This window comes from Nitrospirillum guaranorum (assembly GCF_034653275.1).
Classification (GTDB): domain Bacteria; phylum Pseudomonadota; class Alphaproteobacteria; order Azospirillales; family Azospirillaceae; genus Nitrospirillum.
Map to the genome: position 1 here is coordinate 1,315,938 of NZ_JAYEES010000003.1, position 21,519 is coordinate 1,337,456.

Annotated in this window: 21 protein-coding genes, 1 other RNA gene and 1 pseudogene; 8 read left to right on the plus strand and 15 right to left on the minus strand. The window is 63.8% G+C overall.

The annotated features are described in order from the left end of the window. Positions 1–210: 210 nt before the first annotated feature. The 3 genes from UAJ10_RS14940 to UAJ10_RS14950 are packed head-to-tail and all read left to right on the plus strand — an operon-like array spanning position 211 to position 3,366. Complete coding sequence (locus UAJ10_RS14940; RefSeq protein WP_322916074.1) at positions 211–960, plus strand: PAS domain-containing protein; 750 nt, start codon at positions 211–213, stop codon at positions 958–960. Then, the gene (locus tag UAJ10_RS14945) at positions 903–2,417 is read left to right on the plus strand and encodes an ATP-binding protein (protein ID WP_322916075.1); all 1,515 of its coding nucleotides are present in this window, start codon (positions 903–905) and stop codon (positions 2,415–2,417) included. The genes UAJ10_RS14940 and UAJ10_RS14945 overlap by 58 nt, the downstream gene beginning before the upstream one ends. After that, on the plus strand, positions 2,410–3,366 hold the full coding sequence (locus UAJ10_RS14950) for a response regulator (protein ID WP_322916076.1): 957 nt from the start codon (positions 2,410–2,412) through the stop codon (positions 3,364–3,366). Before UAJ10_RS14945 ends, UAJ10_RS14950 begins: the two co-directional genes overlap by 8 nt. Here UAJ10_RS14950 and UAJ10_RS14955 read toward each other — a convergent pair. From UAJ10_RS14955 to UAJ10_RS15015, 13 genes are all read right to left on the minus strand, one after another. After that, complete coding sequence (locus UAJ10_RS14955) at positions 3,356–3,670, minus strand: glycosyltransferase family protein (RefSeq protein ID WP_322916077.1); 315 nt, start codon at positions 3,668–3,670, stop codon at positions 3,356–3,358. The genes UAJ10_RS14950 and UAJ10_RS14955 overlap by 11 nt on opposite strands. Beyond that, positions 3,667–4,155 (minus strand): glycosyltransferase, encoded by a 489-nt coding sequence (locus tag UAJ10_RS14960; RefSeq protein ID WP_322916078.1) that lies wholly within the window; start codon positions 4,153–4,155, stop codon positions 3,667–3,669. The genes UAJ10_RS14955 and UAJ10_RS14960 overlap by 4 nt, the downstream gene beginning before the upstream one ends. A gap of 4 nt (positions 4,156–4,159) precedes the next feature. Further along, positions 4,160–4,576 carry a GtrA family protein gene (locus tag UAJ10_RS14965; RefSeq protein ID WP_322916079.1) on the minus strand — a complete coding sequence of 139 codons (417 nt, stop codon included), beginning with the start codon at positions 4,574–4,576 and terminating at the stop codon, positions 4,160–4,162. A gap of 92 nt (positions 4,577–4,668) precedes the next feature. Beyond that, complete coding sequence (locus tag UAJ10_RS14970) at positions 4,669–5,508, minus strand: sugar phosphate isomerase/epimerase family protein (protein ID WP_322916080.1); 840 nt, start codon at positions 5,506–5,508, stop codon at positions 4,669–4,671. Further along, positions 5,505–6,452 (minus strand): NAD-dependent epimerase/dehydratase family protein, encoded by a 948-nt coding sequence (locus UAJ10_RS14975; RefSeq protein WP_322916081.1) that lies wholly within the window; start codon positions 6,450–6,452, stop codon positions 5,505–5,507. The genes UAJ10_RS14970 and UAJ10_RS14975 overlap by 4 nt, the downstream gene beginning before the upstream one ends. A gap of 170 nt (positions 6,453–6,622) precedes the next feature. Further along, positions 6,623–7,600 (minus strand): glycosyltransferase family protein, encoded by a 978-nt coding sequence (locus tag UAJ10_RS14980; RefSeq protein ID WP_322916082.1) that lies wholly within the window; start codon positions 7,598–7,600, stop codon positions 6,623–6,625. An 11-nt stretch (positions 7,601–7,611) separates the two neighbouring features. Further along, a complete protein-coding gene (locus UAJ10_RS14985) occupies positions 7,612–8,727 on the minus strand; it encodes an NAD(P)/FAD-dependent oxidoreductase (protein WP_322916083.1) in 1,116 nt (371 codons plus the stop codon). Positions 8,728–8,780: 53 nt separating this feature from the next. Next, positions 8,781–10,289, minus strand: coding sequence for a hypothetical protein (locus tag UAJ10_RS14990; protein ID WP_322916084.1), 1,509 nt, complete (start codon positions 10,287–10,289; stop codon positions 8,781–8,783). A 244-nt stretch (positions 10,290–10,533) separates the two neighbouring features. Further along, positions 10,534–10,963: RNase P RNA component class A (gene rnpB, locus UAJ10_RS14995), an RNA gene on the minus strand. Between the two features lie 54 nt (positions 10,964–11,017). Then, positions 11,018–11,713 (minus strand): N-acetylmuramoyl-L-alanine amidase, encoded by a 696-nt coding sequence (locus UAJ10_RS15000; protein WP_322916085.1) that lies wholly within the window; start codon positions 11,711–11,713, stop codon positions 11,018–11,020. A gap of 6 nt (positions 11,714–11,719) precedes the next feature. Further along, positions 11,720–12,592 carry a DMT family transporter gene (locus UAJ10_RS15005; protein ID WP_322916086.1) on the minus strand — a complete coding sequence of 291 codons (873 nt, stop codon included), beginning with the start codon at positions 12,590–12,592 and terminating at the stop codon, positions 11,720–11,722. After that, entirely contained in the window at positions 12,589–14,406 is a 1,818-nt protein-coding gene (locus UAJ10_RS15010; protein ID WP_322916087.1) for an ATP-binding cassette domain-containing protein, read from the minus strand. The genes UAJ10_RS15005 and UAJ10_RS15010 overlap by 4 nt, the downstream gene beginning before the upstream one ends. Before the next feature lie 43 nt (positions 14,407–14,449). Continuing rightward, positions 14,450–15,364 carry a TerB family tellurite resistance protein gene (locus tag UAJ10_RS15015; protein WP_322916088.1) on the minus strand — a complete coding sequence of 305 codons (915 nt, stop codon included), beginning with the start codon at positions 15,362–15,364 and terminating at the stop codon, positions 14,450–14,452. Between the two features lie 247 nt (positions 15,365–15,611). Between UAJ10_RS15015 and UAJ10_RS15025 the strand changes: the two genes are divergently transcribed. The 5 genes and pseudogenes from UAJ10_RS15025 to UAJ10_RS15045 all read left to right on the plus strand — a co-directional run bounded on the left by UAJ10_RS15025 (position 15,612) and on the right by UAJ10_RS15045 (position 18,993). Next, a complete protein-coding gene (locus UAJ10_RS15025; protein ID WP_416235369.1) occupies positions 15,612–16,652 on the plus strand; it encodes an AIM24 family protein in 1,041 nt (346 codons plus the stop codon). Between the two features lie 62 nt (positions 16,653–16,714). Next, a pseudogene (gene fumC, locus UAJ10_RS15030) lies at positions 16,715–18,120 on the plus strand (class II fumarate hydratase). Positions 18,121–18,185: 65 nt separating this feature from the next. Continuing rightward, positions 18,186–18,473, plus strand: coding sequence for a plasmid mobilization protein (locus UAJ10_RS15035; RefSeq protein ID WP_322916089.1), 288 nt, complete (start codon positions 18,186–18,188; stop codon positions 18,471–18,473). Further along, entirely contained in the window at positions 18,470–18,679 is a 210-nt protein-coding gene (locus UAJ10_RS15040) for a hypothetical protein (RefSeq protein ID WP_322916090.1), read from the plus strand. The genes UAJ10_RS15035 and UAJ10_RS15040 overlap by 4 nt, the downstream gene beginning before the upstream one ends. Positions 18,680–18,762: 83 nt before the next feature. Continuing rightward, the gene (locus tag UAJ10_RS15045; protein WP_322916091.1) at positions 18,763–18,993 is read left to right on the plus strand and encodes a hypothetical protein; all 231 of its coding nucleotides are present in this window, start codon (positions 18,763–18,765) and stop codon (positions 18,991–18,993) included. A gap of 228 nt (positions 18,994–19,221) precedes the next feature. On the opposite strand, the gene bioD is transcribed toward UAJ10_RS15045, so the two are convergent. Both bioD and UAJ10_RS15055 read right to left on the minus strand, forming a co-directional pair. Continuing rightward, entirely contained in the window at positions 19,222–19,920 is a 699-nt protein-coding gene (gene bioD, locus UAJ10_RS15050; RefSeq protein WP_322916092.1) for a dethiobiotin synthase, read from the minus strand. Beyond that, positions 19,917–21,098 (minus strand): aminotransferase class I/II-fold pyridoxal phosphate-dependent enzyme, encoded by a 1,182-nt coding sequence (locus UAJ10_RS15055; protein ID WP_322916093.1) that lies wholly within the window; start codon positions 21,096–21,098, stop codon positions 19,917–19,919. The genes bioD and UAJ10_RS15055 overlap by 4 nt, the downstream gene beginning before the upstream one ends. Positions 21,099–21,519 lie beyond the last annotated feature (421 nt).

Below are 21,519 nucleotides of genomic sequence, written 5' to 3' on the forward strand. Positions count from 1 at the left end.
GGCGGGGTGGGGAAGGGCGGGTTGGCCCACCCTCTGCGAAGGGATGGCGTGCTTTGAACCCTATAATTTTGGCGGGTAAAGCAAACCTATTCCATTGAACCAGTAACAGTGGAGGGTTCGGCGAGCGATGGAAATATAAAATTAAGCAAACAGGTGCGACCAATTAGCCCGCGACGGCCTTTGAAGGCGCCAGTGATGGGCGGCTCATCCATGGACAAGGTGAAAATCGAAACCGATGGGTCGGACGGGCACGTGCCGCCAACGCGGAAGGCCCGCGTCTTTCCCTGGCTGGTGGCGGGCGTGGCTTTACTGGTGGCCTTCGTGACCGGACATGAGCATGCCCATATCCCGGTGCTGTCGGCCCGGACGTATATGGCATTGGCCGCATTTTTCCTGTCGGCTGTTCTCTGTGCCGCCATTTGGCGGATGATCCTGCGGCGCCAGGAAAAGATGGAGGCGGGCTGGCGGCGGAAGTTGAAGGAGATGGCGGACGCGCAGCGGGACGGCGCCACATTGGCTGCCATCGTGACCTCCTCCGACGACGCCATCGTCAGCAAGACGCTGGACGGCTTGATCACCAGCTGGAATCCCGGCGCGGAGCGGATGTTCGGTTACACGGCCGCGGAGGTGGTCGGCCGGCCGGTCACGGCCCTGTTCCCGCCGGAGCTCCTGTCGGAAGAAGCGGGTATTCTGGACCGTATCCGCAGGGGTGAGATTGTCGGTCACCTCGATACCGTGCGGTGCCACAAGGATGGACGGCGGGTCGATGTCTCGGTCACGGTCTCGCCCGTCCGCGATGCCCACGGCGTGATCGTCGGCGCGTCCAAGATCGCCCGCGACATCGGGGAGCGGAAGCGGGCCGCCGGGGAGCTTGAGCGCCATCGCCTTGACCTTGAAGCCAGGTGGCCGAACGAACCCGCGAAATCGCCACCGCCAACCGCATGCTGGAAGGGGCGCTGAAGGAGGCGCGGGCGGCCAATGAGGCCAAGACCCGTTTTCTGGCCAATATGAGCCATGAAATCCGCACTCCCATGAACGCCGTGCTCGGCTTCATCGGCCTCGTGCTGGAGCGGGAGACGAGAGTGGAGACGCACCGCCAGCTCCTGATGGCGCACAAGGCCGCCAAGTCGCTGCTGGCGCTGATCAATGACATCCTGGACCTGTCCCGGCTGCAGAGCGGCGGCTTGGCGCTGGAGCCGGTGATATTCGACCTGCGGGGTGAGTTGCGGGCCTGTGTCGACCTGGTGCGGGAAAAGGCCCGCGAAAAGGACATCAGCCTGCAATTCGACTATGCGGACGATTTGCCCCTGTCCCACTTGGGCGATTCCGTCCGTGTCCGCCAGATCGTGACCAACTTGATGGCGAACGCCATCAAGTTCACACAGGCCGGCCGGGTCCTGCTGAAGGCCGGGCCAGCGGCCCAGGGCATGGTCGAAATCTCGGTGGCCGACACCGGCATCGGCCTGACGTCCCAGCAGGCGGCTCACGTCTTTGATCGCTTTCATCAGATGGATGATGCCGCGACCCGCCGCTTCAGTGGTTTGGGGCTGGGGGTATCCATCTGCAAGGAACTGGTGGATTTGATGGGCGGCACAGTCGGTGTCGAAAGCGAGCCCGGCCTCGGTAGCACATTCCGCGCGTGCCTCCCCTTGCCGGCGGCATCGTCACGGATGGCGGCGCTTTCCAAGCCATCGTCCCCTTGTCCGGACGCGGCGTCGCGGCCCGCCGCAAGTCCATACAGGCGGTTCAAGGTCTTGTTGGCCGATGACGTGTCGGAGAACCTGGAACTGGCCGAAATCCATTTGTTAGCGCAGGGCCATGACGTGACACGGGCCCATGACGGCCGGGAGGCGGTGGAGAAGGCCCGTCAGCTGGCGTTCGACATCATCCTCATGGATGTCCAGATGCCACGGCTGAGCGGAAAGGCCGCCGTGCGCCTGATCCGGGAGTTCGAACGGGAGACTGGCCGGCACGTGCCCGTCATCGCGCTCAGCGCCAACGACTGCTCCGCCGAGCGCAGGGAATGCCTTGAGGCCGGCATGACGGCCTACATGACCAAGCCGCTCGATTTCGACGCGCTGGGCGCCTTGGCCCAGCAACTCGTGCCCCACGACGGTGGCGAACCGATGCCGGAAGGGGGCCCCCGCATCGGGGCGCTCGCCCGGGCGACCCCTCAGATCGCCCGGGAAATGACGGCGTTGTGCCAGGTGCTGGAAAGCGACGACCCCGATTTGATCGAGCCGGTGCTGGATCGGTTGGGTATGGCGGGGCTGGAACTGAAGGCCCTGGTGCCGCTGCGCCGCTTGGTGGCCGATTTCGAATTCGCGCAGGCACGGGCCCTGGCCACCGGCATGACCGGCGCGATGGCGGGCGCCGTCGCCGAAGGCGGCCATCAAGGGGAGGGCGCCCGTGGATAAGCTCTGGAAAGTCCTGGTGGTGGATGATGAGGCGGTGAACCTCCATGTGCTGCGGGACATCCTTTCGGCCAACTACGCCCTGGTGTATGCCAAGAGCGGGCAACAGGCGCTGGACGCCGCGCGCAGGCACCGGCCGGATCTGATCTTGCTGGACATCATGATGCCGGACATGGACGGATATGAGGTTTGCCGCCGCCTGAAGGCCGAGCCTGAGCTGCGCCACATTCCCATCATCTTCGTGTCCGCCATGGGCACGGTGGAGGACGAGGCCAAAGGGTTTGAGGCCGGCGCTACCGACTACCTCACCAAGCCGATTTCAGCCGCCTTGGTGCGTGCGCGCGTGCGAACCCACATCGCCCTTGTCGATCAGGCGTCCATCCTGGACCGACTGTGCGTGGCGGGCGAATACAAGGACCAGGAAACCGGGGGGCATGTGCGGCGGATCGGCCTTCTTGCCGAGGCGCTGGCCCGCGCCTTGGGCTGGAGCGAAGACGCGTGCCGCGCCATCCGGCTGGCGGCGCCCATGCATGACATCGGCAAGATCGCCATTCCCGACCGTATCCTGCTCAAGAACGGCAAGCTGGATGCGGAAGAGATGGCCATCATGCGCACCCATCCGGAACGGGGCGCGGCGATCATTGGATCGAACGGGTCGTCGCTGCTGCGGCTGGCGGCCAGCATCGCGATGACGCATCACGAGAAATGGGACGGAAGCGGCTATCCGCGGGGCCTGACCGGCACCGCCATTCCCCTGGAAGGGCGGATCGTCGCCCTGGTGGATGTTTACGACGCCCTGCTGTCCCCCCGGCCTTATAAACCGGCATGGTCCCTGGAGGCGGTCGCCGCCTATCTCGAGGACCAGGCAGGTTGCCATTTCGACCCCGTGCTGGTTCCGCTGTTTCTGGAGATGGTGGCGGCCACCGGTCCACAGGTGCCGATTATGGATTGAAGCGTCCGGAAGCGGCGTGGAACAGTTCCTTAAAGATGGAAAGCTTGCCTTTGAAGCCGTTGATCTTCGTCGGCGTCGGCTCACCCACGGGATAGCTGCGGCGCACCGGAATTTCACAGACGCGATATCCTAGCTGCCCGGCACGCGCCGTCAGATAGAAAAGCAGCTCGTACCGCGAAAAAACGTCGCGGAACGGAGCCACCCGCGGGTCTGACAGGTAGCGCTTTGAATAGGCACGGAAGCCGTTCGTCGTGTCAGTGAACCAGTGGCGCCCGGCAATGCTGAGCAGCGGCGCGTGGATCAAGCGATTGCCGATCGTCCGTTCCAGCGGGGTGTTCTCGGCTTTCCCCCCGGGCGGTAGCGTGACCCCTGAACGTAGTCATATCCTTCGTCCAGCTTGGCGCACATTTGTCGGATGGCCTCGACGCCGTCCTTGCCGTTTCCGTCTATGGTGACGATGCCTTCGTAACCGTCGTTGAGGCACCACGAGTAGGCCATGCGCAATTGGGCGCTCAATTTGCCAGGTCCGGTTTTCACCAGCACCGCGCGGACGGGCAGTGTGGAGATGAAGTCGGGGGTGAGGGATCCATCCGTCGAGCCGCCATCGGCCACGATGACGTCGACAGGCGGTGATTCCGCTGCGATCGCGCGCAACTGCCGCTGGATTTTTGTTCCTTCGTTGATAACCGGAATCACCAGCGCATACCGATGGCCACGGGGTTTATAAAGATTCGCCTCATAGGAAGGAACTTGCCAGTCATGTACTTGCTGGCTGGACCCAACCCCCATTGCTTTACTCCCCCGAATTGGAATTGATCCCGGCTCGGCGATATACGACCAGGCGGCTAAGCAGGTAATTTATCACGAACGATGCCCCCGCCGCCGCGACCAGCACGGCAAGATTCATGACGTGGCTGGTTGCCAGCGGGGATATCGCGGCCACCAAGCCGAGACGAACGCCCAGGCCGACCAGGGCCGTCATCAGGTAAAGCGACGCCCTTTCGGTCGATAGACCGCGTCCGGTTCGCCCAGGGGAGAATGTCCACAGCTCATGTAAAATATAATTGAAAATTGCGCCGGTGATGAAACCCGAGACGGTGCCTGCGGCAAGGGGAAGATTCGCCACATTGACGATGATGGACGCGACGGTGAGATCGACAATCAAGCCAGCGCCGGTCACCGACGCGAAGCGTATCAATTCCGGGGACATAAGGGGCGTTATCCAGGCCATCAGCCGGCCAGGGGCATTATTTCCCGCTGATACAACCCGCGTACCATCTAAAGCCGGCCTTTGAGGACGCCTCAACGTAGCCCCTCCCGATCTGCGGCCGCCGTTAGCAAGCCAACGGAGACCTCAAGCGTTTCCAGCGCATTAGGTGCCGCCTTCATTTCAATCGAAACCGCGCGATCATAACCAATGCCTTTCAACGCCGCGAACACGGCGCGCGCGTCTTTTTCATTCGTGGGGGCGGGCGCGAGATTCGCGGAGGAGATGTGGACGTGCGAAATGTGCTCCGCCGCGTCTTGCGCAAATGCCGCGACTAGATGAAAAGCATCATTCATATAAAGCGCGCCGACGTCGAAATTAAAACTCACCGCCGCGTGACCAATGTGACGGACAACCTTCAGAGTTTCCTCGAAGGTCGTCATGAAATTTGTGCCGTACGCGACGGCGTTGGGCTCCAGCGCGATATGGACGCCGTGTGTTGCGGCCAGGTCGCCGAGAGGGCGGAAAACGTCCCCCACGATCGTGAGCGCGTCTTCCTGCGGAAGACCGGGCGGAATGACACGCTGTTTTGGTGAGCCGAAGACCACGTTGGCAATGCCCAGCCGACCCGCCAGCTCAATGGCCCGGACCAATCCTTGCTCTAGACGTTGCCTTCCGGCCGGCGCCCCGAACAGGTCGGCCCCTTCGACGCCGAACAGAAGCGACTGCATGGAAACCAGTTGCAGCCCGAAGCGGTCGAGTTCCGCCAAGCGCGCCGTGACCGCGTCCCGTGCCGGTGTGAACACGTCGGCTTCTTCCGCGAACAAGAGGCCGGGCGCGATCTCAAGCCCGGCGATGCCATGGTCGCGTAAAATGGCGTAGGCCTCCAGGCGCTGGAGATACGACCATGCAATGTTGGAAACGGCGAGTTTCATGGCGTGCCAAGAGTGGGGAAGAAGGAGGTAATATCGCTCAGGACTGATGCGCGGTCCTGGATGTAGCCCCCGCTGCCGCCCCACATGTCGGCATGACGGGTCTTCATGTCTTCATGGTAGATGGCGGCATCCGTCGCGCTGAAGGACTGGCCTGTCACAGCCTGATAAATTTCGGCAGCACTTAGTGGTTCCGGCGCGAGGTGGGCGAGCGGCAATTGATTTCGGATGACGACACCGATGTCCGACCATAGTCGCGCCAAACCATAATATTGGTAGCTGCTATCAGGATTGGTGAAGTTCAGGGCGGTGAAGCCGGCAGCTCTCAGTGCGCCTATCAATAGTTCCTGATCCCCCCCGGCAACCTTCTCCCGCGCATAGCGATACATTCCCAGACCGGGATCGAATTCATAAGCGGCTCTAAGTACGCCGACGGCCGCGTTTGGTAGTCGCCCGAGCAAGTCCTCGAACCGCGCTGGGTTCAGGAAAGAGGGCGCGGGGTTCGCGATGTCGAAGAGGAAGTTCTTCTTCAATCCAGGACCGAAGAGAGCGGGCAGGCGCAAGATATGGCAGCGCTGGAATAGGGCCGCGCAGGCCTCCTCCAGGACACGGCGGTTGCGGCCGTAAGCCTTGCTGGTTTCAAAGTGATTGGTGCTTTCGTCCAGGCCAACGGGATTGGCCAGAACTGCGATCGTCGAGATAAGGACGAAATGCTCCGCCCGCGCGCTTTCGATGTGGGAGAGCAACCGCCGAATATTCTGAAGGTCGCCCTCGGGATCCTTATTGGCGGCCCACATCGTGGCTGGCGCTGCGGAGCAGACCAGCACGTCAAAACGTTTGCCATCCAGTTCGGCGATGTTCTTCGAGTTGAACAAACCCGTGAAGGTATGGGCGGCTACAAGATTGGTTCCAACGAAACCCGTATGTCCTATGAGCCCGTCCGGCATGGTCCCTCCAATATAAGTCAGCCAGCGCTCGCCACCGCCAGGCGAGATCGTCGATGTGGCAGGCGCTATATATCAGATTTTCATATAAATATATAACAGCTATGGAGAGAAATGGTCTCGCTGGTTCTATCTGTATCGGGATGAAATCCAAAATACAGGTATGTACATTGTTATGGTAACATGGATTCGGTTTGGACGTTAACCCGTTTGTCATTCACCATTGTTTTGCTGTTCTTTTCCGAGACCACGGCATATTCCGCGATTCCTCTTCTTTCATCAAGAAGGCGGCCCAGATATTCGCTGATGAAGGCAAGAATAAGGAACAGAAGCATGAACTGGATGGACATGAACAGGACGGTGGTTGTCCAACCTTCCACGACCCTCTCCTTTACCACGCGGATGACCACGCTGTAGCAGGCGAAGATCAGCGCGATGAAGCTGCCGAGCAACCCCACCCCTGACATCCACCGCAGAGGGCGTGAGGAGTTGAACACTAGCAGGTGGAGGAACTGCTGGCCCGCCTGCGATAAGGATTTGCCTCTCGGGTCGGTAGGCGTCTGTTCATAGCTGATGGATTGTGACGGATAACCCGTCTTTTGCAGGCGAAGATTAAGCTGATGATGAGAGCGGCCGGTGTTTATGACCGCGTTGATCGCCCGCCGGCTCACGCACCTGAAGTCCGTTGCGTTCGCCGGCAACTGATAATCGATGGACGCCAGCAAAGGCGACGCGATGCGCCGGGTTAGGCGATACAATAGGGACTGAGGCGTTGCGGAAACACCGACGACGATATCACTGCCCCTCTGGCAGGCGGCCACGGCTTTGGAGATCAATTCCAGGGGGTCTGCCGCGACGTCGAACAGCAAGACGAAGTCGCCGATCGCGTTTTCCATGATGGCAGACCGGGCCACATCGGACGGCACGGCGAAAGCCAGTTGGATGAGGCGGACGCAGGGAATCTTCGACAGGATTTCCGCGGCCTGTGCATCGGACACCTGCTGGCGCACCGGGCCCTGTACGATCACCAGTATCTCGTAATCCGTATAGAGGGCGTCCAGCGTGTGCTGGATGGCCCCCACCTTATCTTCCAGCGAGGTGATTGGGTGATCGATGACGATGCCGGCGGAAACAAAGAGTTCGCTCTTCACGGCCTGTCTCCTCAAAGTCCAATGCCGTTGGCTTCAATCGCTGCGACAACGTCGTAGACATTGTCGATTTTCCCCCCAAGGACGCTGTGCAGGCCGGGTAGCCCATGGTTCGCACGGAATAGGATGGGGCGGGAGTCATCGGTTTCGCTTCGTGGCAAGACAGTCTTCACTTCCCACAGTGATTGGCTGTAACGGCATTCATTCAGGAGGGGAATATAGCGGGCGGCATCCTTGCGCATGGCTTCCCATGCGCTGGCACGAGGTTGGGCATCAAAAAGGCGGTTCTGGGCACCATCAGCGCCGCCCCGTTCGTCCATCCATTCGTAATGGGGCGTATAGCGCACATGGCTGAATGTGTGTAGCCCTAACGATGGAAATGGCATTACGGAAAAGAATGGTCCGCACATGACGGTTATCCCCGACTGCCGGATTTCATCGGGTACCTCGACAACGCACATTTCCGTCATTTCATGTTTCAAAGGAATGGGGGCGGCACCTGAGTTACTGAGAAGGAAATTGATGTTTGAGTAGGTGCAATTGAAAACGTGAGCGGTGGTTAATTCTTCGACGGAGGAGTCGGATTTACGAATCGTGACAGCCAATAGGTTCGATTCTTGACGCACGTTTTCCACCACGGCGCCGAGACGCATCTCGACGGAGGCGATGCTCAGCCGCCGAAGCATCGTGTCGCGTAACGCCGAGGCGTCGAAGGCGTATTCCACGGTGGAGAAGCAGGCTTCGATGAAATGGGGATTTGTGAGCCGGCGCAACCAGTTCGGCGCCGCTTCACAAGGTGCGCCAATACGCTCGCAGAATTTCTGAAACTGGTAGGCGGATATCTTTCCCAGCGGTGAGCCGATTAGGTAGAACTTCTGAAAATCTGAAACAACGCAGTCATTATATTCTTCTATAAAGCGTGGAAATGAGATTCTAGACCTCAATGCAGTCAGGACGCTACGCGGATAATGATAACCGTTATGAACCCGCGCTTGATTATGATAAGAAGCACGACGCATGCATTCAGTTTCCCGCTCAACTAGCAGGACGCGGCGGTTTTTTCTGGCAAAATATTCTGAGATATACATGCCAAAGAAACCACCACCCACTACGATCACGTCATAGTCCATGCACTTTCTCGCAATTATTTATCGCAAATATATTGAACATTAAACCCAGAGTATTAGTCGATTTGTCTTGGGCTATTTGCCTGATCCCCCCGTTTGGGGTGGCCTTTGAAGGGATTCGGGACCGGTATTCTGGCGGCGCCATACAAGAACACTGAGATCGTCGCTGCCACCAGGAAATAGACATATCTAAAGTCGCATGCGATTCCGATCACCAAATAGCTTCCGACGAATGCGAGCGCCGACAACAGCATGCATATCATTACCGCGCTGCCTTCGATAGGGCGCCACAGCAGGTAAGCTATAAGAAGCACGGCAACCACGACATAGAATGTCGGGTTCATGAGGGGGCCGCCAAAGTAATGCGTGCTATAATTGTAAAGAGCCTGATCCGATGGGCGGACCCCTTCTTTTAGCCCCAGGCTGTGGACCAAGTCTTCAGGGCCATAAATTCCGATATGAACCGGCAAGCAACGGCCAGGTTCGGGGGGAGCCATAAGCCAAGCAAAGACGGCCATCCGATGGGCCAGGTACGCACGTGTGTGGCTCAATATCAATTGTTGCCACAGCTGGGTGATCTCGGCTGGGCTGAGATGGGAAAAGCCTGCCGCTGCTATTTCAGAGCTATGGGGATTCAGCGGATTGTCAAGCCGCTCCGCCGTGTAACTCTGGCGAACCGCGTCCTGGAATTTAGCGGTATCGACCCCTCTTTCGGCGAGTATGGACAGATCAATGTCTGTTTCCCGCGCGATGATGCCGGAGATGTCATATTTGGCGAGGACCAAGAGCCCAAGCCCGACCACACTTTGCTGCTTAACGGCCGTGACACGGATCAATCCGTTCGAGAGTGAGCAGGCCCCCAAGGAAAAGAAAACGGCACAAAGGACGGCGCCCACGGTTCGCAATGCCTTAATGGCTAGTTTCGCGGACGCGACCCGAACGTATTCCTTCCAACCGATGGCAAGCGCCACGAATAGGATGACGACGAAGCCGTTCTGACGAACGAGGGCGGCCAAAGCCGCGAGCAGGCATGCGATCCCATAGGCAATGTAGCGTCGGCCTTTGGGAGGCGCGCCAAATGTTTCCAGGGTGGCGAACGCGAGCACGGCCAAGTTGGCGAATAGGACGTCTTTCCAAACGATGCCTTGATAAACCAAAACAGGAGGTGTCAAACAGGCCGCTATTGTCAGCGCCATCGTCGGCAAAGGGCGCGCCGTGCGGTTGATCAGAAGTGCAAGCGCGCCGAAGAACAGCGCTGAACTGAGAGCAAGGTAAAGCGCCGTCCCCGGGATCACCCGATCCGCGAGCCCCATCACCGCGGACATTAGCGGCGGATGCATGCTGAGATAGGTCGCAGTCCGTCCTTCGTTCAACTGGACAACGGAATCGTAGGACAACTGACCGGGGGCGTTAACGGCTAGAATCACCCCCCACAAGAGGGCCGTCACGCCCAGCACCACACCTGAAACCGGATGCAGGGGCGACTGTCGGTGACTGGTGGCGCTGTCGAGGCCCACCCTGTCCATGAGTCCATTCACCAATACATGTGATTTCAGGAAATTCACCGAACAATATCTCCGTTAAGAAATATAAATCTTGAGGTTATGCCTTGGGAATTATCATGAATTGGGTTCTGAACCAAATTCCCCAGGAAGATTTTAAATTGAGCGATTGTCGGAATTCGATAACATTCCCACGCCTACCGTGCAAGCGCGCGGGCCCAAGGAATGGAGCGCATGGTAGCGAGGGAGGGGCCGGCTTCGGCCAAATCCTGAAGTACCAAACACCAGAAGAAGTCGTGAAAAAGAATCTGCCAGATGGCCTGTAAGCCGGGTTCTGTCCTCCGGCCCGTCCCCCGGTGAAGGGGCGGCGGCCGTGGGATGGCCATTCATCTGGGACGCCTGTCGCCAGGCGCCTCGCGCGACCTACCCGGGCGGCGGCTCGGAAGATGCTTTGGCCGGTTGCCCGGCCGTGCCGCCCCTATTCGATCTTGCTCCCGGTGGGGTTTACCGTGCCGCCCCTGTTGCCAGGGGCGCGGTGCGCTCTTACCGCACCCTTTCACCCTTGCCGGCCCCCCGGTCCCCCGAAAGGGCGGGCGGCAGGCGGTTTGCTTTCTGTGGCACTTTCCCTAGGGTCGCCCCCGCCAGGCGTTACCTGGCACCGTTCTTCCGTGGAGCCCGGACTTTCCTCCCCCCGACGGCTTTCGCCATTGTCGGAAGGCGGCCATCCGGCCATCTGGCAGGCGGCGACCCTAGGCGCATCGTCGGGGGGATGCAAGCGCCGATGGCGGGGGTCAGCGCGCTGACTGCGCCAGCAGGCTATGCAATCGCCGCACGGTTTCCGCACCGGCCGGTTGGCCCAGGGCCTCCGCATGCCAGTGGCGCTGGAAGGCTGTCAGCGTCTCGGTGAAGGTCGCGATGGCTGGATCATAGCCCAGGCGCGTGAGCAGGGCGGCCACCTGCGCCTCGCCACCGTTCCATGCCGTGCCACGGAAATCCGCCTCCGGCCAAAGGCCGACGCCGGCACGGGCCAACGCCGGCCAGTCGAACAGTTCGCCCGGATCCTGCTTGCGGGCGGGCGCCATGTCGGAATGGGCGATGACATTGCCGGCCGGGATGGGATGGCGGTCCAAGATGCCCCGGCACAGGTCGGTGACGGCCCGCATCTGGGCTGGCGGAAAGGGGCGATAGCCAAACTCGTGGCCAGGGTTCACGATTTCCACCCCGATGGAACGGCTGTTGACGTCCTGCGCGTCCCCCCAGGCGCCCCGGCCGGCGTGCCAGGCGCGGCGGCCCTCGTCCACCAGGCGCCAGACCGTGCCGTCCTCCTCCACCACATAATGGGCGCTGACCTCCGCCGCCGGGTCGCACAAGCGGTCCAGCGCCGCCTCGGCCGACAGCATGCCGGTATAGTGCAGCACCAGGATGTCGATGGCGGCTCCTTCCGGCCGGGGGCCGTGGTTGGGGGAAGGGCGGTCACGCAGGTCCATGAATTCTCAGCTCGCCGTTCGGGCCGTCACCAGGCGGGGGCGGCGCAACAGCACCACGCCCACGCCGGCGATGGTCACCAGCGTGCCCGCCGCCAAGTGCCAGGACAAGGGCTCACCCAGCAGGATGACGCCGCCGGCCACGCCGAACACCGGAACCAGCAGCATGAAGGGCATGGTCTGGTTCACGGCATAGCGCTGCATCAGCGGGAACCAAAGCACGTAGGCCAGGATGGTGGAGACCAGGCCCATGAACAGGATGGAGGCCCAGGCCGCTGGCGGCGCCGCCTGGATGGCCGGCCACTGCCCTTCCTCCAGCACCGCGGACATCAGCACCAGTTGCGGCACGGCGAACAGCGCCATGTAGCCGTTCAGCGTATAGGGGTCCATGGCGGGCATCCATTTCAGCTGGATGCTGGAAAAGGCGAAGGCGGCTGCGGCCAGCACCACCAGGCCCAGGTGGGCCGGATCGTCCGTGCCGCCGGGGTGGTAGGCGATGATGCCGACGCCGGCGATGGCCGCGGCCATGCCCGCCGCCCGGCGCCAGCCCAGCCTGTCCTTGAAGAACACCGCCGCCATCAGCGACGCGAAGGGCACCTGCAACTGGATGGCGACCGAGGCCGCGGCGGCGCTGCACCCCATCAGGCCGCTGAACACCAAGGGGAAGTGCAGGCCCCCCAACACAACGGAATAGGCCAGCACCGGCCGCACATGGGCCAAGGGCAAGCGCCGCCAGGGCACCAGCACCAGCGCCACCAGCGCGAAGCGGATGGCCATGGCGGTGATGGGATGGAACTGGCGCAGCGCGAACTTGGAAACGGAAAAATTAATTCCCCAGATGGCCACGACGACCAGGGCGCGCAGGACGTCCAGCGGCCTCACGCGCCGCTCTCCATCTCCTCCTTCAGGGCCTCCAGTTCCAGCCAGCGTTCTTCGGCGGTGGCCAGGTCCTGGTGGGCCTTGTCCAGGTCGGCGGAGGCCTTCTGGAAGGCCGCCGGGTCGCGGGCGTAGAGGGTGGCGTCGGCCAGCTTGGCCTCCAGCTTCTTCACCTGGTCGCCCAGCTTGTCCATCAGGGCCGGCAGCTGATCCAGCTCCCGCTGTTCCTTGTAGCCCAGCTTGCGCTTGGCCTTTGGGGTTTCCACCGCCTTGGAGGTGTCCGCCGCCTTGGGCGCGGCACCGGCGGCGGGCGTGCGGGCTGGGCGCTGGGTCAGGTAGTCGCTGTAGCCGCCGGCGTATTCCGCCACCACGCCGTCGCCCTCGACGGCGATGGTGGAGGTGACCAGCCGGTCCAGGAAGTCACGGTCGTGGCTAACCAGCAGCAGGGTGCCGGGATAATCGCTCAAGACCTCTTCCAGCAGGTCCAGCGTGTCCATGTCCAGGTCGTTGGTCGGTTCGTCCAGCACCATCAGGTTGCTGGGCTGGGCGAACAGCTTGGCCAGCAGCAGGCGGTTGCGCTCCCCACCCGACAGTGCCCGGGTCGGCTGTTCCAGCATGCCGCCGTCGAACAGGAAGTCACGCATGTAGGAGGCGACGTGGCGCGGCGTGCCGCCCACCACCACGCTGTCGCCGCCGAAGGGCAGCAGCACCTGGCGGATGGTCTGGTTGGGGTCCAGCTGCGCCCGGCGCTGGTCGAACACCACGGTCTCCAGGTTGGTGCCGAGACGGATGGTGCCGCTGTCGGGCGCCAGTTCGCCCATCAGCATCTTCAGGATGGTGGTCTTGCCCGCGCCGTTGGGGCCGATCAGGCCCACCCGGTCGCCGCGCAGGATGCGGGTGGAGAAGTCGCGGGCGATGATTCGGGTGTTGCCTTCGGCATCCTGGAAGCTCTTGGCGACGTTGGTCGCCTCGATCACCAGCCGGCCGGAGGTCTCCCCCTCCGACACCGCCAGCTTCACCTGGCCCTGGCGGTTGCGGTCCGCCCGCTCCTTGCGCAGGCCCTGCAATGCCCGGACGCGGCCCATGTTACGGGTGCGCCGGGCGCTGATGCCCTCGCGCAGCCACTTCATCTCCACCGCGATCTTGCGGTCCAGCTTGGCGTAGGCCAGGTCCTCGGCCGCGAAGACCTCGTCCCGCCAGGCTTCGAACTCGGCGAAGGGGCGCTCCGTCTCGCGCATGGTGCCCCGGTCCAGCCACATCGTCTTGCGCGCCAGGGTGTTCAGGAAGGCGCGATCGTGGCTGATCAGCAGCAGCCCGCCGCGGAAGGTCTGCAGCGCCTTTTCCAGGTATTCGATGGTGGGCAGATCCAGGTGGTTGGTCGGCTCGTCCATCAGCAGGACGTCGGGGTCGCTGACCAGGGCCTGGGCGATGGCGGCGCGGCGCGCCTCGCCGCCCGACAGGGTGGCGGCCGCGCGGTCGCCGGGCAGGTTCAGCTCATCCAGCACCGCCTGGACGCGATAGGGCGTGTCCTCCACCAGGCCGGCGCTGACGAAGTCCGCCACCGTGGCGTGGCCGCTGAAGTCCGGTTCCTGGTGCAGGTAGCCGATGCGGGCACCCGGTTGGATGTAGCGCTCGCCCTTGTCCAGGTCGACCAATCCGGCCAAGGCCTTCAGCAGGGTAGACTTGCCGCTGCCGTTGCGGCCGACCAGGGCGATCTTGTCCCCCCGACCGATGGCGACGTCCACGCCCTCGAACAGGATGGTGGCGCCCAGGGTGATGTGGGCGTTCTTCAGGGCGACGATGGGCGGGGTGGGGGCCATGGAAGCGATAAGCTCTAGGGTACGGGTTGCTGGGGGATGCGGGTTACTGGTGCGGGCCGGCGGGCGCACCGGCCCGCTGGCTCTGGATCTTGTCATAGGCGGCGTTCAGCGCGGCCGTCTTCTGCGTGGCGACGTCCACGAACTCCGCCGGCAGGCCCTGGGCCATGACGGTATCGGGATGGTTGTCGCGCAAGGCCTGGCGCCAGGCCAGCTTGATTTCCGCATCGCTGGCGGTACGGGGCACGCCCAGCACGGCATAGGGATCGTCCAACGGGTCGTCATACCCGCCGGCGGCGCCACCGTGGATGCGGCGGATGCCCTCGAATGTCGCCTCGGAAACGCCGAAGATGCGGGCGACTTCGGCCAGGAAGGTCAGCTCCGCGGGGTGCAGGCGGCCATCGGCGGTGGCGATGTGGAACAGGCAGCCCAGCAAATCCTCCAGCACCGTCGGCCGGTCCCGGAACATGCCGGCCAGCTGGCGGGCGTAAGGCTCGAACCCGGCGCTGTCGCGCTTGGCCAGGTCGAAGATGCGGCCGACGTTGCGCGCCTCCTCCGCCGGAATTTGGAACACGCGCTTGAAGGCGTCGATTTCCGCCCTGTCCACCACGCCGTCGGCCTTGGCCATCTTGGCGCCCAGCACGATGACGCCGATGGTGAAGGCCATGCTGCGTGTTTGATCCGGGCGCGCCTGGTCCGGTTGGCCGTCCGGCCCCGGGGATGTTCCAGGGGGTGTTGAGGGCTGCGACGCCCAGGCATCGGCGGCATGGCCGGCGGCCACGCCCAGCAACGCGCCCAAGGGACCGCCCACGGCGAAGCCCGCGACACCCCCCACCACCTTGCCCCAGATGCTCATCGCTTTCAGCCTCGGCCACAGTCGGCCCCAGCGGAAGCGGGGGGCCGGGCCGCACCATAGCTGCCCCATCCATTCCCGCCAATGCCCCGAACCGACCGTCATCATGATGCGCATCCTTCAGCCAGGAAGGCCGGCACGGGACCGGCCCTATTCGAAAGACGCCCGGGCTGGTGGAATATTCCCCCAGGCACTGTCACAGGCGCGAACCTGCGGCAAAGGGGGCCAGATGGCCCGGCGGGAATGGGGCCAGCGCTGGTGAGGGCGGCGCCATCTTGCTAAAAGGGGGCGATACCAAGGGCTGGTCCGCGGGGGACACGAACGGCCCGGTTGAACAGAGAAGGGGTGCGGTGCCATGACGGAATGGTTCTTCCACAACGGCCAGCAGCAGGCGGGCCCCCTGGATGATGCGGCGGCGCGCAACTTCGCCCGCGCCAATCCGGGCGCCCATTGCTGGCGGGAGGGCTTCACCGACTGGCTGCCCGTGGGCCAGGTGGCGGAGCTGTATGGCGGCACCGCCTCGTCCCCGCCGCCTCCGCCCCCGCCGGGCGGTGGCGGCATCTGGGGCGCCTTCGCCGGGGGCGGCAACCCCTTCACCCCGCCGCCGCCGGGCCCGGCCAGCGCCCTGGACTACACCATCCACGGTCATGAGATGCAGTACGTGGCGGTGAGCCTGGCGCCCGGTGAGAGCGCCATCGCCGAGGCCGGCGCCCTGCTGTACAAGGACGCCAGCGTGGACATGAACACCATCTTCGGTGACGGCTCCACCCGTGACGGCGGCAGCGTGCTGGACCAGCTGTGGGGGGCGGGCAAGCGCGTGCTTTCCGGCTCCACCCTGTTCACCACCGTCTTCACCCAGCGCGGCGGCGGCCCGGGCACGGTGGCCTTTTCCGCGCCCTATCCCGGCACCATCTCCGCCCTGAAGCTGGCCGACTACGGCGGGCGCCTGATCTGCCACAAGGACAGCTTCCTGGCGGCGGCGCGCGGCGTCGCCATCGGCATCTATTTCCAGCGCCGCATCCTGACCGGGCTGTTCGGCGGCGACGGTTTCATCATGCAGAAGCTGGAAGGCGACGGCATCGTCTTCATCCACATGGGCGGCACCCTGGTGGAGCGCACGCTGGCCCCCGGCGAGGTCATCCACGTGGACACCGGCTGCCTGGCCGCCATGACCGCCGACATCGATTTCGACGTGGAGCAGGTGGGCGGCATCAAGTCCATGCTGTTCGGTGGCGAGGGTCTGTTCTTCGCCCGGCTGCGCGGCCCCGGCAAGGTGTGGCTGCAAAGCCTGCCCTTCTCCCGCCTGGCCGGCCGCATGCTGGCCTCCTCCCTCGTGGGAACCCGGGAAGAGGGGGGTGTGTTTGGCGCCATAGGCAACATCCTCGACAAGCGCTGACATGGCAGGGCCCGAGGGGATTTGGGTAAACTCCACCCCTGACCAGCCTGGAGAGCATTGACATGGTCCTTGAAGCCAAACAGGGCACCCGCACCGAAACCGACAGCTTCGGCCCGCTGGAGGTGCCGTCCGACCGCTACTGGGGTGCCCAGACCCAGCGGTCCCTGGGCAACTTCAAGATCGGGGGGAGCGCATGCCGCCGGCCCTGGTCCATGCCCTGGGCATCCAGAAGCAGGCGGCGGCCCAGGCCAACGTGAAGCTGGGGGAGCTGGACGAGGCGCTGGGCCGCGCCATCATCCAGGCGGCGGCGGAGGTGGCGGCCGGCAAGCTGGACGACCACTTCCCCCTGGTGGTCTGGCAGACCGGATCCGGTACCCAGACCAACATGAACGCCAACGAGGTCATCTCCAACCGCGCCATCGAATTGCTGGGCGGGGAGATGGGGTCGAAGAAGCCGGTGCACCCCAACGACCATGTGAACCGGGGCCAGTCGTCCAACGACAGCTTCCCCACCGCCATGCACATCGCGGCGGCGGTGGAACTGCACCGCACCCTGGTGCCGGCGCTGGAGCATCTGCGCGACGCCCTGGCCGCCAAGGCCGACGCGTTCAAGGACATCGTCAAGATCGGCCGCACCCACCTGCAGGACGCGACACCCCTGACCCTGGGGCAGGAATTCTCCGGCTACGCCCAGCAGCTGGCCTATGGGGTGGCGCGGGTGAAGGCGGCGTTGCCGGCGCTGCTGCGCCTGGCCCAGGGCGGCACGGCGGTGGGCACGGGCCTGAACGCCAAGAAGGGCTTTGACGCCGCCTTCGCCGCCGAGGTGGCGGACCTGACCGGCCTGCCCTTCGTCACCGCCCCCAACAAGTTCGAGGCGCTGGCGACGCACGACAGCCTGGTGGAGGTGTCGGGTGTGCTGAACACCCTGGCGGCCTCGCTCATGAAGGTGGCCAACGACATCCGTCTGCTGGGCTCCGGCCCCCGCTGCGGCATCGGGGAGCTGAGCCTGCCGGAGAACGAGCCCGGCAGTTCCATCATGCCCGGCAAGGTCAACCCGACGCAGTCCGAGGCCATGACCATGGTGTGCGCCCAGGTGATGGGCAACCACACCACCGTCACCATCGCCGGCGCCACCGGCCATTTCGAGCTGAACGTCTTCAAGCCCGTCATCATCTACAACGTGGCCCAGTCCATCCGCCTGCTGGCGGACGCCGCCGTCAGCTTCACCGACAATTGCGTGGTGGGCATCACGGCGAACGAGGACCGCATCGCCAAGTCGCTGCACGAAAGCCTCATGCTGGTGACGGCCCTGAACCCGCACATCGGCTATGACAAGGCCGCCAAGATCGCCAAGAAGGCCCACGCCGAAGGCACCACTCTGAAGGCCGCCGGCCTGGCCCTGGGCTTCCTGACCGAGGCGGAGTTCGACGCCTGGGTGAGGCCGGAGGACATGATCCATCCCAGTTGAGCGCGCTTGTAAAGAAAAGATGATCACCTCATTATCATGTGCAGGTCATGATAATGAGGTGATCCATGCTGGCGGTGCAGGAATTGGCGACGGAAAGAGTCACCACATTGATGACGCCGTCCGAGAAGGCCAACCTGGAGGCCAAAGCCAGAAAGGTGGGCGTCTCGGTGGGGGAGTTCGTGCGGCGATCAGTTGACGCGTTCGATCCCGAGGAAGCGACATTGCTCAACCAGTTGGCGGCGCTGGTGGCGGAACTGGATCGCAGCAACCTGGATGCGGCCGCGGCCCTGGACAAGGCGTTGGCGGACATTGAATTGACCCGCCAACAATTGCGGGCCGGGACCGGCGCATGAGCACGCTCAAGGATATTTTGAACGGTCTCAAGACGACCATCGAGTTGAACAGCAAGGTTGTCTCGGTAAGCGCCGCGGTTTCCGAGTTGACCAAGGATATGCGGGACCTCGACCGTCGCCTGGTGCGTGTGGAAACGATCATTGAGATCGCCCGCCCGGACGGGGCGGTGCTGCGCATCGCGAAGCCGACCGCAGCGACGGAGTAACAAAATTCCCCTTGCCTGAATTCCCGTTCTGTGCCTTGATCGTTCCTAGTTTGTTCTTCGCATTGTCAGCGATGGAGGACGATATGGCCGGCGCGTTTCAATGGGGGCATCTGGACCAGGGAAGCATCGTGGCCGACATGGCCACCGCCGTGGCGGTCTACGCCAACCCCCGGGATGAAATCGTCATCCGCCGCCAAGGCGGGTTCGACGCCGAGGATGACGTGGTGATCGTGCCGCTGAAGGTGGCCGAAGCCCTGCTGCGCCGCATGGAAAACCTGATCCGTGAGATCCGGGCGGAGACGGCGCTGAGCTGAGGTTCATCCTTGCTCAGCTTCCACCCGACGCCCGGCGATCAATTCATCGGCCAAGCTGCGACCAGGGGTTCCGTATTGCTTGGTCAGCTGCTGCACACGCATTACCGCTGCTGCAACCGCTTCATGGTCGAGGCGCGTCGAGCGTGGAGTGGTGGCTTTATTATCGTCGGTTGACATGCTGCCGATAGTGCCATCAATGCCGTGTGAAGTCCTGCAAGCACCTTGGACTTACAGCCCCAGCGTCGCCAGCAGCGCGTCGAACGCCGCGTCCGCCTCTTCCACCCGATCCACCCTCGGCACCGCCGTCAGGGGGATGCCGGGGGCGAAGCGGGTCAGGGTGGCCAGGGTTTCGGCCATGGGCACGGTGGCGCCTGGGGTGGCGCTGACGGCGATGGCGGCCACATTCAGGCCCCGGCGGGCCAGCACGTCCAGGGCGGTCAGGGTGTGGCTGAGGGTGCCGAGATAGCTGCCGGTGACCAGCAGCAGGGGCAGGTCCAGCGCCACCATCCAGTCCAGCACCGTGCGGCTGTCGTCCAGCGGCACCATGGCGCCGCCCACGCCCTCGATGAACAGGGGGTCGGCAGCGAAGGCGGCCTTTTCCCGGCACCATTCGATCATGCCGTCCACGTCCAGGGGGTGGCCCTCGCGCGCCGCCGCCATGTCGGGCGACAGGGGGGCGCGGTAGCGGTGCGGGCTGATGCGCGCCACCTCGGCCGGCGTCACCGGGCGGCCCATGGCAGTCAACAGTTGGGCGGGGTCGCTGGCCGCCAGGCTGGCGGCATCCTCCACATCGATGCCGCTGACCACGGGCTTAAGGGCGGTGGCGGCGATGCCCTTGGCGCGCAGGCGGCGCACCAGGCCGGCTGTCACGAAGGTCTTGCCGATGTCGGTGCCGGTGGCGGTGACGAAAAAGGCGGGGACGGTCATTCGGGGCTCTCGACACTTTTAAGCGGCAGCACGTGGGTGCGGATCAGGCCGGCCAGGCGCTCGATCTCCGCATCCGGCGTGCGGGCGGTGAAGGTGACGCGCAGGCGGGCGGTGCCGGCCGGCACGGTGGGCGGACGAATGGCGGTGACCAGCAGGCCCTCCTCCTCCAGCAGGCGCTGGGCCCGCAAGGTGACCTCGGCGCCGCCCAGCACGATGGGCACGATGGGGCTTTCGGCGGCGGGCAGGTTCAACAGGGCGGTGAACCGCCGGGCCTTGGCCAGGGGCAGGGCGCACAGGTCGGGGTCACCCCGGATGATGTCCAGCGATGCGATGGCGCCGGCCACCGTGGCGGGCGGCAGGCCGGTGGAATAGATCAGGGTGCGCGCCCGCGTCTTCACCAGGTCGATGACCGCCTGGGAACCGCAGAGATAGCCGCCATAGCCGCCCACCGCCTTGCTCAAGGTGCCCATCTGCAACGGCACCTGCGCCTTGTCGCCGAAGGCGAAGCTGGACCCCCGGCCCTGGGCCAGCACGCCGATGCCGTGGGCGTCGTCGGTCATCAGCCAGGTGTCATGCCGCTCGCACAGGCTGGCCAGGTCGGGCAGGGGGGCGAGATCCCCGTCCATGGAAAAGACGCCGTCCGTCACCAGCAGGGCGCGGCCATGGCGGGGCCGGTAGGTGGCCAGCACCTGGGCGGCATGGTCCACGTCGTTATGGCGGAAGATGCGCAGCGTGGCGCCGGACAGCTTGGCGCCGGCCCAGATGCAGGCGTGCGCCAGTTCATCCACCACCACCAGATCCTTGGCGCCGACGAAGGTGGGGATGATGCCCGCGTTGGCCAGATAGCCGGAACCGAAGACGCAGGCCGCCTCCGTGCCCTTCAGGGCCGCCAGCTTCTGCTCCAGCACGGTGTAGAGCGGGTGGTTGCCGGTGACCAGGCGCGAGGCGGCGGCCCCCACGCCATACCGCTCCACCGCCGCCACGGCCGCCGCCTTCACCCGGGGGTCGTGAGCCAGGTTCAGGTAATCGTTGCAGGAAAAGGACAACAGGCGCCGGTCGCCGCGCGTGATCCAAAGGCCGCCGTCGCCGTCGCGATCGCTGTCCACCAATCGGCGGCGCAGCGAGGCGGCGTCCATCTCGGCCAGCTTGGCCTCGGCGAATTCGGTCAGGGACTGCATGGGCGCGCCATTGATTGAGAAGGTCGGGCGGAGCTTAGCCGCAAGAGTCCGCGATACGCGTGCGAAAGTGCGGCGCCTGGGTTGCGGGTGTCAAACGTCGCCCCCATCTCCGCCTATGGATGACGTGAGCAGGGGAAAGGTCATGCCATTTTTTCGCCGGCGGGAAGCCAAAACACGCGCCTGGGGTAAGCGGGCAGTCATCGACATCGCGCTGGGGCTGCTGTTCGGCTTGTTTTGATCCATGGACATGTGAGGGCGCTGTGGCTGAGGAAGAGTCTCGGTTGGCTGAACGCCTGAACGATTGGTTCTGGCTGTTCGAGATTGTCGGCCAAGTGGTGATCTCAATTCTTGAAGCGGTGTTCCCCTAGAGTCGCGCAATCATCTGTCGCGCCAAGCAGGTTGGCTCTCACCAAGTTTCCGC